This is a genomic window from Micromonospora sp. WMMD712, assembly GCF_029581295.1.
In the GTDB taxonomy this organism is placed as follows: domain Bacteria; phylum Actinomycetota; class Actinomycetes; order Mycobacteriales; family Micromonosporaceae; genus Micromonospora; species Micromonospora carbonacea.
Map to the genome: position 1 here is coordinate 1,578,962 of NZ_CP120743.1, position 15,247 is coordinate 1,594,208.

The 15,247-nt window shown below is 72.7% G+C and carries 12 protein-coding genes and 1 pseudogene; 11 read left to right on the forward strand and 2 right to left on the reverse strand.

Translation table 11 applies throughout. The features are described 5' to 3' along the window. Positions 1 to 46 precede the first annotated feature (46 nt). Positions 47 to 480: pseudogene (locus O7633_RS06445) on the reverse strand (hypothetical protein); the annotation flags it as partial. Positions 481 to 619: 139 nt separating this feature from the next. Beyond that, on the reverse strand, positions 620 to 1,612 hold the full coding sequence (locus O7633_RS06450) for a helix-turn-helix transcriptional regulator (RefSeq protein WP_278136066.1): 993 nt from the start codon (positions 1,610 to 1,612) through the stop codon (positions 620 to 622). Between the two features lie 210 nt (positions 1,613 to 1,822). Here O7633_RS06450 and O7633_RS06455 point away from each other — a divergent pair, with 210 nt between their 5' ends. The 11 genes from O7633_RS06455 (at position 1,823) to O7633_RS06505 (ending at position 15,243) form a co-directional block, all read left to right on the forward strand. Continuing rightward, a complete protein-coding gene (locus O7633_RS06455) occupies positions 1,823 to 2,182 on the forward strand; it encodes a hypothetical protein (RefSeq protein ID WP_278136067.1) in 360 nt (119 codons plus the stop codon). Between the two features lie 218 nt (positions 2,183 to 2,400). Continuing rightward, positions 2,401 to 2,682, forward strand: a complete 282-nt coding sequence (locus O7633_RS06460; RefSeq protein WP_278136068.1) for an acyl carrier protein — start codon at positions 2,401 to 2,403, stop codon at positions 2,680 to 2,682. Between the two features lie 6 nt (positions 2,683 to 2,688). Continuing rightward, complete coding sequence (locus O7633_RS06465) at positions 2,689 to 5,898, forward strand: amino acid adenylation domain-containing protein (protein WP_278136069.1); 3,210 nt, start codon at positions 2,689 to 2,691, stop codon at positions 5,896 to 5,898. Next, complete coding sequence (locus tag O7633_RS06470; RefSeq protein ID WP_278136070.1) at positions 5,895 to 7,433, forward strand: amino acid adenylation domain-containing protein; 1,539 nt, start codon at positions 5,895 to 5,897, stop codon at positions 7,431 to 7,433. The genes O7633_RS06465 and O7633_RS06470 overlap by 4 nt, the downstream gene beginning before the upstream one ends. Beyond that, positions 7,430 to 8,182, forward strand: coding sequence for an SDR family oxidoreductase (locus O7633_RS06475; protein ID WP_278136071.1), 753 nt, complete (start codon positions 7,430 to 7,432; stop codon positions 8,180 to 8,182). Before O7633_RS06470 ends, O7633_RS06475 begins: the two co-directional genes overlap by 4 nt. Positions 8,183 to 8,189: 7 nt before the next feature. Then, the gene (locus O7633_RS06480) at positions 8,190 to 9,530 is read left to right on the forward strand and encodes a glutamate-5-semialdehyde dehydrogenase (protein WP_278136072.1); all 1,341 of its coding nucleotides are present in this window, start codon (positions 8,190 to 8,192) and stop codon (positions 9,528 to 9,530) included. Further along, on the forward strand, positions 9,523 to 9,816 hold the full coding sequence (locus O7633_RS06485) for an acyl carrier protein (RefSeq protein ID WP_278136073.1): 294 nt from the start codon (positions 9,523 to 9,525) through the stop codon (positions 9,814 to 9,816). Before O7633_RS06480 ends, O7633_RS06485 begins: the two co-directional genes overlap by 8 nt. Further along, the gene (locus O7633_RS06490; protein ID WP_278136074.1) at positions 9,813 to 11,165 is read left to right on the forward strand and encodes a TrpB-like pyridoxal phosphate-dependent enzyme; all 1,353 of its coding nucleotides are present in this window, start codon (positions 9,813 to 9,815) and stop codon (positions 11,163 to 11,165) included. The genes O7633_RS06485 and O7633_RS06490 overlap by 4 nt, the downstream gene beginning before the upstream one ends. Next, positions 11,162 to 12,403, forward strand: a complete 1,242-nt coding sequence (locus O7633_RS06495) for an acyl carrier protein (protein WP_278136075.1) — start codon at positions 11,162 to 11,164, stop codon at positions 12,401 to 12,403. Before O7633_RS06490 ends, O7633_RS06495 begins: the two co-directional genes overlap by 4 nt. Continuing rightward, positions 12,393 to 13,895 carry a class I adenylate-forming enzyme family protein gene (locus O7633_RS06500; protein WP_278136076.1) on the forward strand — a complete coding sequence of 501 codons (1,503 nt, stop codon included), beginning with the start codon at positions 12,393 to 12,395 and terminating at the stop codon, positions 13,893 to 13,895. Before O7633_RS06495 ends, O7633_RS06500 begins: the two co-directional genes overlap by 11 nt. Further along, complete coding sequence (locus O7633_RS06505) at positions 13,888 to 15,243, forward strand: type III PLP-dependent enzyme (RefSeq protein WP_278136077.1); 1,356 nt, start codon at positions 13,888 to 13,890, stop codon at positions 15,241 to 15,243. The genes O7633_RS06500 and O7633_RS06505 overlap by 8 nt, the downstream gene beginning before the upstream one ends. Positions 15,244 to 15,247: the final 4 nt, after the last annotated feature.

Sequence of the window (15,247 nt, forward strand, 5' to 3'; positions counted from 1 at the left end):
CTGGTGGGTCAGATCAAGGCAGGAAGCGCGACCGTTCGTGCCTCTTGGCCAGGTGATGCAGGAAGTGACTGAAGACCACTCCGGCCGGCACGGGCTCGGGACGACCGACGAGCCGGCCCAGCATCTTGGCACCGCCGGTGACCCCGTCGCCGACGTCGATGCGCAGGTAACGGGCCATCCGGTCGACGCCGTACTTGGAGCACGGCCTCGTCGGCCAGGGCCTGGAGGTGTTTGCAGGGGGTGCCGCGCAGGCCGACACAGGGCCGGTTGTTGTTGGTGCTGCAGTGGTAGGTGTGGCTGCCGGCGGTCACCGAGGAGACGTAGACCCGCTCGATGTCCGAGCCGCTCGACACCACGCCCTGCAACCGGCCGTCAGCCAGCTCGACGAAGGGCACCTTGGCCAGTTTGCGGGGCCGGGCGAGCGGCACCACCCGGGACCGCGCTGCGCCGCCCCCACGCGGCCTGCTCCGCGTCTGTCACTGCCGACCTCCCGCCTGCCGGAAACCGACGTCACCCATGACGATGCGGACGCCGGATCCGCGCCGACGCCGTCGTACCGAGGAAGATCATGGACCACGGGTGCGACATCCCCGTCCCCGGCCGGCGCCACGGCGAAAGGTCACGCGGCATCGATCCACCCCCGGGCGGCGGCCAGCGCGCCGGCCTGGAACCGACTCCGGGCACCGAGGCGTTTCAGCAGGTCGGCGGTGATCCGGCGGCCGGTCCGGACGGAGATGCCGAGCCGACGCGCCACGCTGTCGTCGGTGTGACCCTCGGCGAGCAGGTGCAGCACCTCGCGTTCCTGGCTGGTCAGTCCCGACTCGTCCCGGTCGCGCTCGGCACCCAGCGGGTGGGCGGCCCGCCAGGTCTGCTCGAACAGCGCGCAGAGCGCCGCGACCGTCCCCCTGCCGTGGTGCAGGGCGGCGCCCCGCTGGTGCTGCTCCGGATCGATCGGGACGAGGGCGACCTCTCGGTCGAAGATCGTCATCCGCAGGGGGAGTGCGGCGGTGGTGCGGATCTGCACCCGCTGTTCGTGGAGCCGCCGCAGGTGGTGCAGGGTCGGTGGATGGTTGCGCACGCTGTCGAGATAGACGCCCCGGGCCTGGATGCCCCGCTTGGCCCAGGTGACGCCGAACGGCCGGGCCGCCATCGAGGTCTCCTCACACTGTGCTCCGCCGGGAACGAAGGAGAGGATCTCCGTCCGGCAGGAGTGGACCAGCTCCTCCAGCCGGTGACGGACCGAATCCAGGCTGGCCAACCGCTCCACCTCGGCCCAGCTCTGGGCCGGTCGGAATTCGGCGTAGTCGGCCACGATCGCGGCGACTGCCCGGCGGCTGGCCGCGATCTTCTCCTGGTGTATGGCGAGTTCGGTCTCCTGCCGGGCCAGGAGCGCAGGCAGCCCGACCTCGGGGCTGATCGCGCGTTGGGCTCCGGGCTCGTCGCGGGAGGCCCGCAGTAGGGACAACCGGCCGAGTTCGTCGAGCGCCTCATGGACCTGCTCAGTTGTCCAGGACAGTCGGGCGGCGATCTCTGCGACGCCGTACCGGGGCTCCTCGAGCATCACGCGGTAGACGGCTTCGGAAGCTACGTGCAGGCCCAGGACTTCGAGCATCGTGATCCCCTTCGCACCGCACCCACATCGAACTGAGCCTATACCGGGGACGATGCCGGATAGGCCTGCCAGGAATGTTTGCGGAGAGTGGCCGTGCGCCGTTCCTGACATCTCACGAGATGGCCGTCGCAGGGGCAGAAATCCGAAGCCGGGAATTCTGCCACCGTCAATGTCTGGCGACCTTGACTGAAAGCGGACATTCTGCTGGGTATGCACCTTGTCATCGCGAGCCTGCAAGGCAGCCGGACCCTGGTCGACCGAGCCGAGCTGCATAGGTTGATCCAGCTCGTCGCCCTACCCGGAGACGGACTCGAACACGTGTACGTCATGATGAATCCCGAAGGAGCGGAGCTGGCGTTCTTTGTCCTACAACCGACCGTCGCCGCGGCGGAAGCGGTCGTTATGCAGTTGTGCCGGCGCGCGATCGCCGTTTCGTCGGCCCTCCACCTGTGGCTTGTGGTGCATTGCGGATCCGGGCTGGTGCCAGGGAGCGAAGCGCTGCTCATGGGGGATTCCACAGACGGTGGCAGGGGGCTGCCATGGCAGGATCCTGACACCGGACGGTGCTGACAGTCGGAGACCCCGCAGGCAGGATCGTGGACGGCGGAGAAATGTCCGCCAGAGTGCGCCGGCAGTGCTGGAAATGTCTGTCCGGTTCTGTCGACGCCATTCCTGACCCGATTCCGGCGTCGTCTCGGCCATGAACCGACCAGCGTCCGAAAGGGCGCTGTTCAGCCATGACGGGAGCACTCGAACCGGACCCGTACAGCGAGAGGTGGTAGCCGTCCGTGACAGTTTCCGGGCATCCGCTGCAAATTGTCGAACGGAACGAAGTCGTACTCGCCGAGCGCCTGCGCGTCACCATTGGCAGGCGTACCGGTGAGTTTCCTGAGGGTGCGGGTGGCGACACGGAACTGACCGCCCTGGGCGTCGACTCCCTGCTGTTGCTGCGGATCATCGCCGACCTGGTCGCCGACCCCGGACTGGAGATCGACGTGGTCGAGCTGGGCGACCTGGTGACCGTCGCCGACCTGGAACGTTTCCTCGTCGCCCTCACGAGCCGGAGCTGAAGCGCCATGGTCCAGATACCCGTCACGCCCTCCCAACGCAGCCTGCTCTTCATCCAGGAGGCGGTCCCCCGCAAGGACCTCTACAACATCAGCTTCCGGGTGGTCTTCGACACGGCGGTCGACGAGGCAGCCCTGCGTCGGGCGCTCGACCGGTTGATCGCCGTCCAGCCCACGCTGCGTACCCGGTTCGACGCCGCAGACGGCGAACCGGTCGCCGAGATTCGCCCCCCCATGCCGGCACCGATGGACGTGGAGCGGGTCGACTGCCCGCCCGAGCAGTGGCCCGCGCGGCTGGCCGAGCAGAGCCGGCGCTTCGCCGCCACCCCGGTCGACCTGCGGCAGGCCCCGCTGTGCCGGTTCCGGCTCCTGGTCGGCCCGGCGCAGACCGCCCTGCTCTGCAACGTCCACCACGCCATCAACGACGGCGTCTCGATGCGGGTCTTCCTCGACGAATTGGTCGAGGGCTACCGGTTGGCCGGCGCGACCGGGGCCGGGCCGGCGGGCGTTGTCGAGGACGTCGACGTGGTCCAACGGGAGCGGTGGCTCGTCGGTGAGCTGGCCGCCCAGTGCCGAGTCAGCCAGGCGGCGATCGAGGCCGGGGAGGTCGAGGCGCTCGCCGCCACGCTCGCCGGCGTACCCCCGACGTTGCTCTATCCGGTGCCGGAGCGCCCGGTCGACACCCGGTTCAACGGCCGGCTGCGCAGCGTCATCCTGCCTCCGGAGCAGCGCGCCGCCGTCGAGCGCGCCGCCCGGACCCTCGGCACCACGCCGTACTGCCTGCTGCTGTCCTGCTATGCCCTGCTGCTCGGGGACTACTCCGGCAACGCCGAGGTGATCGTCGGCGGGCCCTTCGTCAACCGCCGTACCATCGCCTCGCACGACCTGTGCGGGTTCTTCGTCAACACGCTGCCGGTCGTCCTGCCGGCGCGGCACCGGCCCTTCGCCGAGCAGTGCGCCGAGGTCTCCGGTGCGGTACGCGCCGCCCGCCGCTTCCAGTCCATCCCCTTTGACGCCCTGGTCGCGGCGGTCGGCCCGGAGCGCGGCAGCAACCGCAACCCGCTGTTCCAGTGCATGTTCGCAATGCAGGACGACCTGGTCACCCGGCGGGAGATCGCCCCTGGGCTCGGCATGCAACTGGAGTACACCCACAACGAGACGGCGAAGTTCGACATCTGGTTGGCCGCCACCCCGGTCAGCGACGGGCTGGAGCTGGAGCTGGAGTGGGACAGCGACCTGCTGCCCGACGCCTACGCCCACCGCTTCCTGGACGAGTACATCGAGCTACTGGCCTGGGTCGTCGCCGACCCGACCGGCGACACCGGCCCGCTGACCGCCGCCTCGGCGCACCGCCGGCAGCCGGCCCTGCACGCCGGGGACCGGGCCGACACCGCAGGCGGTCGCGGGCTGCTCGCCCTGCTGCGGGAATCCGCCGCCGCCCGGCCCGAGGCGGTGGCGATCAGCGCCCCCGACGCACCCGACCTGAGCTACGCCGGGCTGATGGACCGGGCCGACCGGATCGCCGCCGCGCTCAGCACCGACGGCGTCGGCGCCGGTGACGTGGTGGCCATCGTCCCGCACTCGCTGCCGGACACGACTGCGGCGATGGTGGCGGTGCTGCGCTGCGGAGCGGCGTACCTGCCGCTGGACCTCTCCCTGCCGGCCGACCGGCTCTCCTACATGCTCCGTCAGGCCGGTTGCCGGTACGTGGTGAGCCCGGCGCCGGTCACATCCGACGAGCCGCCGCGCGCCAGCGTCGACGACCTCGCCGACCGGGGCGCCGACCTGCCGGTGCCAGCCCAGCCGAGCGGCACCGACCCGATCTACGTCATGTTCACCTCCGGCTCCACCGGCCAACCCAAGGGCGTCCACATGGGGCAGGATCCGCTGGTCAACCTGCTGCGGTGGCAGATCGACGCGATGGGCATGGGCCCGACGACCCGGTTCCTGCAGTACGCCCCGCTCGGCTTCGACGTCTCCTACCAGGAGATCTTCCCGACCCTGGTGGCCGGCGGCACGGTGTACGGCCTCGGCGCGACCGACCGGCGTGACCTCGACGCCGTCGCCCGCCTCGTCGACCGGGCCCGGCTGACCCACATCTACCTGCCGGTCGCCGTGCTCGGTGCCTTCGCCGCCTCGGTGACCGACGCCGATCTGGCGCTGGCCGACCTCGAGGTGCTCAACGTCTCCGGCGAGCAGCTGCACCTGGACAGCCGCAGCCGCGCCCTGCTGGGCCGGATGCCCGGCAAGCGCCTGACCAACCTGTACGGGCCGACCGAGACGCACGCGGTCACCGTGCACACCCTGGCGGGCGGGGCGGGGCAGCACCCGTCGCACGTCCCGATCGGGTTGCCCCTGGCCGGGGTCGACGTGCACCTGCTCGACGCCGAGGGGCGGCCGGTGCCGCCCGGTGCGGCCGGTGAGGTCTTCCTCGGCGGGATCTGCCCCGCCGACGGTTACATCAACGATCCGGACCGGACCGACGCGGCGTTCCGGCCCGACCCGTTCACCGACCCGCCCGGTCGGATGTACCGCACCGGCGACCTCGCGGTGGCCGCCGACGGCCCGGACGGCCCGACACTGATCTTCCTCGGGCGCCGGGACGGTCAGGTGAAGATCCGGGGACACCGGGTCGAGCTCGGCGAGGTCGAGATCGCGGCGGAGCGCTTGCCGGCGGTCGCCGCCGCTGCGGCGGCGGTGCACGGCAGTGGTGAGAGCGCCGCGCTCTGCCTCTTCGTCCGGACCACGCCGGGTGGTGCGTTCGACGAATTTGCCATCCGGGCCGCGCTCCAGCAGACCCTGCCGACGTACACGATCCCGAAGCACATCGTCGCGGTCGACGCGATCCCGCTGACCCCGAACGGCAAGGTCGACCGCAGCGCGCTGGCCGCCCGCTTCGACAGCGGCGAACTCCGGCCGGCCAAGCAGCGTGACGCCGACCCGGACTGGTCGCCGACCGGCACCGAGGAGTTGCTGGCCGGGCTCTGGGAACGGCTGCTCGGCCGTCCACCGCAGAGCCCGCAGGACTCGTTCTTCGTGCTCGGCGGCACCTCGTTCGACATGTTGAAGCTGATCGACGCCCTGCGCGCCGAGACCGGCCTGCGGATCGCGGTCAGCGACATGTTCCGCCGGCCGACTCTCGCCGCGCTGGCGTCCCTGGTCGACGAACGTGGCGCCACCACCGGGTCACTCGCCCTGGCCAACGGGCGGTCGGTGTGAGCACCGTAGTTGACCTGGTGCGCCAGCACGCGCTGGCCGCACCCGGGAAGACGGCGCTGCTCTGCGGCGACCGCACGGTCAGCTACGGCGGGCTGTGGCGCCGGGCCGGTCGGCTCGCCGCCGCGTTACGCGACCGGCGGGTGGGCCCCGGTGACCTGGTGGCGCTCCACGGCCCGGCGACCCCGGAGTTCGTGGCGGCCGCCCTGGGCAGCTGGTTGGCCGGTGCCGCCTGGGTGCCGGTCGACCAGCAACTGCCGGCCGACCGGATCGGGCACCTGCTCGGCGACAGCGGCTCCCGGCTCGTGCTGGACACCGGCTCCCGCAGGCACCCCGCCACCACGCTGCCGGTAGCCGACGTCGAGTCGCTGACCGGCGCCGACTCCGGCGTGGACGACGAGGCCGGGGCCGACGCCGGTGTGCCGGGCTCGGGGCCGTCCGGCACGGACCTGGCGTACGTCATCTACACCTCCGGCTCGACCGGCACCCCGAAGGGTGTCTGCGTCGACCACGGGCCGCTGGCGCTGCACCTGCGCCACGTGGCGGTCGACTACGGGCACGTCGAGGGGGACGTCTGCCTCTCCTTCTCCTCACCGAGCTTCGACGCCTCGATCGAGGAGATCTGGCTTCCCCTGGTCCAGGGTGGCGTCCTGGTGGTACGTGGTGCCGCCATGTGGACCGGTCCCCAGCTCTTCGACCGGATCCGTAGTTACGGTGTCACCCGGGTGCAGTGCCCGACGGCGTACTTCGAGGCGTTCTTCGCCGACGACCTGACCGACGCCGACGTCGCGGCACTGGCCGGCGTACGGGGCATCTACTTCGGCGGCGAGGCGGTCAGCGCCGCCGTGGTGCGCAGATGGTCCAACGGGCCGCTCGGGCACATCCCGCTCTACAACACCTACGGGCCGACCGAGGCGGTGATCACGGCCACCTACCGGCGGATCGACCGGGGCTGGTCGGGCGGCGACCGGGTGCCGATCGGCTCGGCCGTCGGCGGTCACGAGCTGCTCCTGCTGGATCCCGACGGCCACGAGGCCCTCCCGGGCCAGCCGGCGGAGCTGTATCTCGGTGGGCCGTGCCTGGCCAGGGGTTACCTCGACCGGGACGACCTCACCGCCCAGCGGTTCGTCCGGCTGCCCGGCCGCGACGGCGTCTTCTACCGCACCGGTGACCTGGTGCGGCTCGACGACGACGGCGAGCTGATCTTTCTCGGCCGTACCGACCGGCAGGTCAAGCTGCGTGGTTTCCGTATCGAACTGGAGGAGGTGGAGGCGGTGCTGGTCGGCCTGCCGCAGGTGCGCAACGCGGTCGTGGTGCTCGACAGCGGCCCGCAGGGCCGGCCCCGGCTGACCGCCTGCGTGGTGCCGCAGGGGCCGGCGGCCGACGAGCTGCCCGCCGAGGTACGCCGCCGGATGGCCGAGCTGCTGCCGGCGTACATGGTGCCGGACCGGGTCCTGGTCCTGGCCGAGCTGCCGGTCGGTGTCACCGGCAAGATCGACCGCGAGCGGGTGCTGGCCGTGACGGGTGGTGCCCGGTGACCGCCCCGCTGGCCGTGGTGAGCGGCGGCACCCGAGGGATCGGGCTGGCCTTCTCGACCCGACTGGTGGCGCTCGGTCACCGGGTCGTCGGGCTGTACCACTCCGACGAGGAGGCGGCCCGGCAGGCCCACGCCAAGCTCGGTGACTCCTTCTGGCCGGTACGCCTCGACGTCGCCGACGCCGCCGACGTGGAGCGGGTCACCGCCCGAATCGTCGCCGAGCACGGCGGCCCGACCGTACTGGTCAACAACGCCGGACGCAACATCGACCGGCCACTACTGGAGATGTCCACCGAGGACTGGGACCGGGTCCTCGGCATCAACCTCGACGGCCCGTTCTACCTGACCCGGGCCCTGGCACCGGCGATGCTGGCCCAGGCCGGCGCCGGGCCCGGGTCGGTGATCGTGAACGTCGGGGCCACCACCGGGATCCGGCCGCGTCTCAACGGTGTCAACTACTGCGCCAGCAAGGCCGGCCTGCTCCAGCTCACCAAGTGCCTGGCGCTGGAGCTGGCGCCACGGATCCGGGTGAACTGCCTGATCCCGGGGATGACCTGGACCGACGAACTCGTCGGCCGCTTCAACCTGGACGACCCGCAGGCGCGGGCCGCCGTGCTCACCGAGATCCCACAAGGTCGAATCGCCTCCACCGACGACATCGCCGATGCCCTGGAGTTCCTGGTCGGCGCGGGCAGCGCCTACCTGACCGGGCAGAAGCTGATCGTCGATGGCGGCCAGTTCATGTGGTAGGAGACCCATGACTTCCGAGATCACCGGCCCCGCCCGGTCGGCGCTGGCCGACGCACCGCCGCCCGGAGACCCCGCCTACCAGCGTTACTGCCGCGAACTCGCCGCCCAGCTCCGGCACGGCTGGCCGGCCATCCGCAAGGCCAACGCCGAGGACCTGGCCAGCGCCCGCCGACGCCGGCTGCCCGAGACCCTGGTCGACCGGCTGGTCATGGGCGACGCCCAGCTCGCCTACCTGGCCGCCCTCGCCGACGCCGTCCACGACGCCCTACCGGCCGTGACCGCCCCAGGGCCGGAGATCCCGATCGGTGCCTGGGGCGTACGCCGGCAGGTGCCCCGCCCGCTCGGCCTGGTGCTGATGGTCTACGAGGCCCGGCCGACGGTCACCGTCGAGGGAGCGTTGCTGCCGGTCAGCGTCGGCAACGCGGTCCTGCTGCGCGCCGGCCGGGAGATCGCCGCGACCAACGTCGAGCTGGGAGCCGCCTGCCGGCAGGCAGCCGCGCTCGCCGGACTGCCGCCGGACCTGGTAACGGTCCTCGACGACCCGACCCGGGCCACGATGCGCGCCCTGCTGGCGCAGCCGGACTCGGTCGACGTCCTCGTCCCACGGGGCAGCCCGTCGCTGATCGACTACTGCCGCACCGCGACCTCGATTCCGGTGATCGCCAGCGGCGGCGGGGTTAACCACCTCTACGTCGACGACAGCGCCGACCTGCACTCGGCCGCCGCCATCGCACTGGACAGCAAGCTGCCCGACCCAACCGCCTGCAACGCGTTGGAGCTGGTCCTCGTCGAGGAGTCAGTCGCCCCCCGCTTCGTGGCGGCGCTGCTCGACCGGGCCGGCCGCGACGGCCGGAGATGCGTCCTGCGGATACCGCCCGAGCTGGCACCGGCCGGGGCGACGCCGGCCGATCCGACCGGCGCGGTCAGCGTGCAGCCGCTGGAGCCGCACGACCTCGGCCGGGAGTTCCTCGACCCGACCATCGGCGTGCTCGCCGTGACCGGGGTCGACCAGGCCATCGCCCATATCCGCCGGCACGGCTCCGGCCACACCGAGGGGATCGTCAGCACCGACCGGCCGACCGTCGACCGCTTCGTCGCCGGAGTGGACGCCGCGACCATCGTGGTCAACGGCTCACTGCGGCTGCACGACGGGCCGACCATGGGGATGGGACCGGAGCTCTCCATCTCCACCGGCCGGCTGCACGTGCGCGGCTCGGTGGGGCTGCCCGCCCTGCTGACCAGCAGTTGGCTCGTCCAGGCCCACGGCGCCCTCCGCGACGAGGTGCCGCCCCCCGCCGAGGCGCCCCGCCACCCCGACCCGCAGATGGGAGGCACCACCGATGCCTGACCAACCGTCCACCACCGACGTCGACCGGGCCGCCGTCGCCACCGCCGTCAAGCGGGTGGTGATCGCGGAGTCCCGGCTGGCGTACCGCCCCGAGGACATCGCCGACGACGAGCCGCTCAACGGCAAGCTGCTCCGGGTGAACTCGCTGGGGTTCCTCGGCATGCTGGTCCGGTTGGAGGACGACTTGGACCTGGTGCTGCCGGACGACATCTTCGTCGGCCGCAGCTTCACTCTGGTCTCCGACCTGATCGACGTGGTCGTCGAAGCCGCCGGGGCCGACCGATGAGCGCCGGGGCCACGCCGACGAGGTGGCGCAGTGTGCTGCCGCACCTGGGCTACCAGCTCCCGCCGGACCGCTCCCCGGTGCGCCCGGACGGCGCCCAGGTCACCGTCAACCTGCCGATGGAGCTGGTGCGGCAGAGCATCCGGCAGCGCGAACACTGGCCGATCCCGGACGAGGTGCTCGACGCGTACCGGCGGTTCCGGCCGACTCCACTGTGGCGGGCGACCGGCTTCGAACGCGCTGTCGGCGCCCGCATCCCGATCTACCTGAAGTACGAGGGCGGCAACATCTCCGGCAGCCACAAGCTGAACACCGCGCTCGCCCAGGCGTATTACTACCGGCAGGCCGGCGTCGAGGAACTGGTGACCGGCACCGGAGCCGGGCAGTGGGGTACCGCGCTGGCGGCGGCCTGCGCCTGGTTTGGGTTGCGCTGCACCGTGTTCATGGTCGGCTCCAGCCTGGAGCGCAAGCCGTACCGAGGGGTGCTGATGCGGATGCTCGGCGCCGAGCTGCACGCAAGCCCGAGCGGGCTCACCGAGGTTGCAAGGGCGACCGACGGCAGTACCGGCAACAGCCTGTCGCTCGCCATCGGCGAGGCCGTCGAGTACGCCGCCGAGCGCGACAGCGCGGCGTTCTGCATCGGCAGCGGTGAGACGTACAGCATCCTGCACCAGTCGGTGATCGGCCTGGAGGCCCTCGACCAGCTCGCCACGCTCGGCGTCGAGGCCGACACGGTGGTCGGCGCGGTCGGCGCCGGCTCCAACTTCGGCGGTGTCGCGCTGCCGTTCTTCGCCGACGCGGCGGCCCGGGGGGTGCCCGCGCCCCGGCTGGTCGCCGCCGAGTCGGCCGCCACCCCGAAACTCACCCGGGGGGTGTACGCCTACGACCGGACCGACGAGACCGGCACCGGACCGCTGGAGGCGATGTACACCATCGGCAGCGACTACAGGATCCCCGACTCTCACTCCGCCGGCCTGCGCTTCCACGGTGCGGCCAAGCTGATCTCCGCGATGCGGCACGCCGGTCAGGTCGAGGCGGTGGCCGTCGGGCAGGTCGCCGCCCTGGATGCCGGGCGGCACCTCACCCGGAGCGAGATGGTGCTGCCCGCGCCGGAGTCCGGGCACGCGCTGGCGGTCGCCGCGCAGCTCGCCGGTGGCCACACTGAGCGAGGGGCCTGGGGGCCGATCCTGGTCTGTGTCAGCGGCAGCGGATATCTCGACCTCGCCGCCTACCAGCAGTTGTTAGCCGGCGAGCTGACCGACGAGGAGCCAGCCGCCGCCATGTTGCGTGCCGCCCAGGCCGGCTTGGAGCCGGTACCCGCCGCGCCGATCCTCGCGCAGGTGCGCCGGTGAACGAGCCAGCGACGATCCGAGCCGAGCTGCTGGACTGCGTCCAGGTCAACCTGGCCGTGCTCGCCGACCGCTGGCACGGCACCGGCACTCATCTGCGGCTGGGCGCCAGCCTGGAGCTGCGGCCCCGGCCCGGCGCCGACGGGCTGCCGACCGTCGAGCCGGCGGTCCGCGAGCACCTCGCCGAGGCCACCGACCGGCTCGGCGTCGGCTGGTGCGAGCCGGGCGCCGGGCACCGGCCCGCCACCCCAACGACACCGGACACCGGGCCGCTGCGCCACACCGACGGCGCGGGGCTGGTGGCCGAGGTCACCGAGCACGGGCTCTGCTACGTGGTCGCCGACGCGTACCACCTGCGGTGGGTGCCCTACCACGGGCAGCGCCACATTGAGCACAGCTTCCTTATCGAGCCGGACGGCTCCGGGTTCGCGGTCACCGACGCGTACCACAACGACACGCCGTGGGGCGCGGCCCGGCCGGGCCGGTGGACGCTGACCGGCGCGGAGCTGGCCGCCGCCGTGCCGGACGGGGCCGTGGTGGCCGGTCCGGTGCCGGGTGAGCTGCCGGCGGCCCCGCAGCCGGGGTACGCCGTCGACGCCGCGACCGTCGACGCCTACGTCGACGCCTACCGGGCGTACCCGGATCGAGTGGTGGCCCTGGACGCGCTCACCCTCCAGACGTGGCTGCTGGCCCGGCAGCGCCGGCTGCACGCCGCCTACCGGGCGGCCCACCGGGGCGGTGCCGAGACGGCGGCCGAGGCGGCGCAGCTCGCCCGCTGGGACCGGGTGGTGGAGCAGACCTACCTCGCGGCCCGCCGGGTGCAGCGCGGTCGGCCCGAGCCGGCCGGCCTGCTGGCGACGTTTGCCGAGGCGCTCGACACCGACCGTTCGGTGTTCGCCGCTGCACCGGCCCGGCCGGCGCCACCGGCCGCCGTCGCCGGGACGGTCCGGCCCGAGCTGAGCGCCGAGGTCACCGAGGTGGTCCGGTCGGTCCTCCAGCTCGACGACACCGGGCCGGGCCTGACCGCGGCCACCGCGCTCGACACCGTGCCGAGCTTCAGCTCCTTCCGCATGGTCGAGATCGTCGACCGGTTGGAGCAGCGGTTCCGGATCGAGTTCCACCCCGACGACCTGGTCCCCGAACGGCTGCACCGGGTCGCCGACCTGTGCGAGATCGTCCTGCGGGCCAGCCCCCGACAGGAGGCCGGCGCGACCCCCAGCGGAGGTTCCCATGCGGCCTGACCGCCTGCTGCACGACCTGCTCGACGACGCGGCCAACCGCTGGCCGTCACACCCGGCCGTCTCCGCCGGGGAGACCACCTGGACCTACCGGGACCTCGCCGTCGCCAGTGCCCGGATCGCAGGCTGGCTGGCCGGGCGCGGCGTCCGGCCCGGCCAGCGGGTCGTGGCGGTCGCCCCGTCCGCCGTGGGCCTGGTCGCCCTGGTGTACGCCGCGTCCCGGCTCGGCGCGGTCTTCTCGCTCCTGCACGAGCAGGTCCGGGGCCCGGCGCTGGCACACGTCCTCGACGACTGCGAGCCGGTCCTGCTGGTCAGCGACGACGACGCGGCCCGCACGCTGGCCGCCGACCGGGGCGTACCGACCGCCGGTGTCGCCGAGCTGGCCGCCGTCGGCACCGACCCGGAAGCAACGCGGTGGGAGCCGGCCCGGCGGCCCCTGGTGGTCGACCCGATCTGCCTGATCTACACCTCCGGCACCACCGCACAGCCCAAGGCCGTGGTCAGCACCCACCAGCAGGTGGCGTTCGTGGCCGGGGCGATCCAGTCCGTGCTCGGTTACCGCGCCGACGACGTCGTGTACTGCCCGCTGCCGCTCTCCTTCGACGTGGGGCTCTACCAGCTCTTCCTCGCCGCCCTCAGCGGTGCGCAGGTCCGGCTGGGCAGCCAGGCGGAGGTGGGGCCACCACTGCCGGGGATCCTGGAGCGGACCGGTGCCACCGTGCTGCCGGCGGTGCCCGCCGTCGCCGAGGCCCTGGCCCGGCTGCAACGCCGCACCGGTATCGCGCTGCCGAAGCTGCGCCTGCTCACCACCACCGGCGCCGCGATGCCCGCGCCGGTCCTGCGCGACCTGCGGGCCGGGCTGCCCGACCTGCGGATCCAGGTGATGTTCGGGCTGACCGAGTGCAAGCGGGTGGCGATCATGCCGCCGGACGGTGACCTGGAACGGCCGGGCGCCTGCGGTGTCGCCTTGCCCGGCACCGAGGTCTTCACCATCGGCGCCGACGGCCGGCGGCTGCCGCCGGGGGAGATCGGCGAGTTCGTCATCCGTGGCCCGCACGTGATGGCCGGCTACTGGCGGCGCCCGGCGGAGACCGCCGCCCGCTATCACCGGGCCGAGGGCCTCTTTCCCGAGCTGCGCAGCGGCGACTACGGCTGGCTCGACGAGGACGGCTACCTCTACTTCCACGGTCGCCGCGACGACATCTACAAGGAACGCGGCTTTCGGGTGAGCACCACCGAGGTGGAGGCGGCGGCACGGCGCTGCCCGGGGGTCGAGGCGGCGGTGGTGCTCGCGCCGACCGAGGGACGCCCGGCGGTGCTGGTGGCGGTCGCCGACGGTACGGCCGACGAGCTGCTGCGGGCGATGCGCGGCCAGATCGAGGAGTACAAGGTGCCCCGGCGCGCGCTGGTGGTGCCGGCGCTGCCGTTGACCGCCAACGGCAAGGTCGACCGCCGTGCCGTCGCCGCACTCGTCGAGGAGCGCCACCATGTCTAGCCTCCGGGCCGGGCCCCGGTCGACCGTCCACGCGGTGGCGTCGTCGCTGGACACCACCCCGGCCTACCTCTACGACCTGGCCGAGGTGCGCGGCAACCTCGCCGCACTGTGTGCCGCCCTGCCCGAACCGACCACCGTGTACTACTCGCTCAAGGCGAACCCGCACCCGGACATTCTGCGGGAGCTGCTGCTCGGCGGGGCCCGTGCCGAGGTCTGCTCACCCGGTGAGCTGCACGCCGCCCTGGACGCCGGATGGCCGGCGGCGACCCTGCTCTACACCGGGCCGGGCAAGCGGGACACCGATCTCGACACGGCACTCGCCGCCGGGGTCCGGTCGTTCTCGGTCGACTCGGCGTACGCCATCGGCCAGCTCGACCGGCTCGCCGCCGCGCACCGGGCCCGGCTCACCTGCCTGCTGCGGATCAACGACAGCCGGCCGGCCCGGGGGCAGGGGCTGGCGATGACCGGTGTCGCGTCCCAGTTCGGGGTGGACACCGCCGAGGTGCTCGCGGCACCGGCCCACTTCGCCGGCACCGACCGGGTGCTGGTCGAGGGCCTGCACCTCTACATGGGCAGCAACATCGGTTCGGTCGACGAGCTGCTGGCGCAGTTCCGGCACGCACTGGAGACCGCCCGGGAGCTGGCGGCGGCGCTTGAGCCGGAGGGTGTCCGGTTCCGGGTGCTCGACCTCGGCGGGGGATTCGGTGCGCCGTTCGCCCAGCCCGGTCGACCGGTCGACCTGACCGGCCTGCGGGAGCGGCTCGCCGGGTTGCTCGACGAGCTGGCGACCGGTTGGCGGGACCGCCGACCCGAGGTCGTCTTCGAGTCCGGCCGGTATCTCGTGGCCACCGCCGGCACGCTGGTGGTCACGGTGATCGAGGCGAAGCGTTCGCACGACCGGGACGTGATCGTGCTCGACTCGGGGATCAACCACCTCGGTGGCATGTCGGGGCTGCGCCGGCTGCCACCACTCAACCCCCGGCTGCTCGCCGCCTCCGCCGACCTTGCCGCCTCCGCAGACCTTCCCGCTTCCGCCGACCTTGCCGACTCTGCCGAGCCCTCGGCCGGTGCGGGTGGTGCCGGCGTGGCCGTACCCACCCGGCCGACCCTGGTCACCGGCCCGCTCTGCACCCCGCTGGACACCTGGTCCCGCAGCGCCGACCTGCCGCCACTGCGTCCCGGTGACCGCCTCACCGTGCCCTCGGTCGGCGCGTACGGGCTCTACGCCAGCCTGCTCGCCTTCCTCGGGCACCCCATCCCGGACGAGGTCGTCCTCGACAGCGACGACCCGGACCGGGCACCGCGTACCACCCGCCTGGAACTGGCCCGCCGTCCCGAAAGGTCGTGACCAC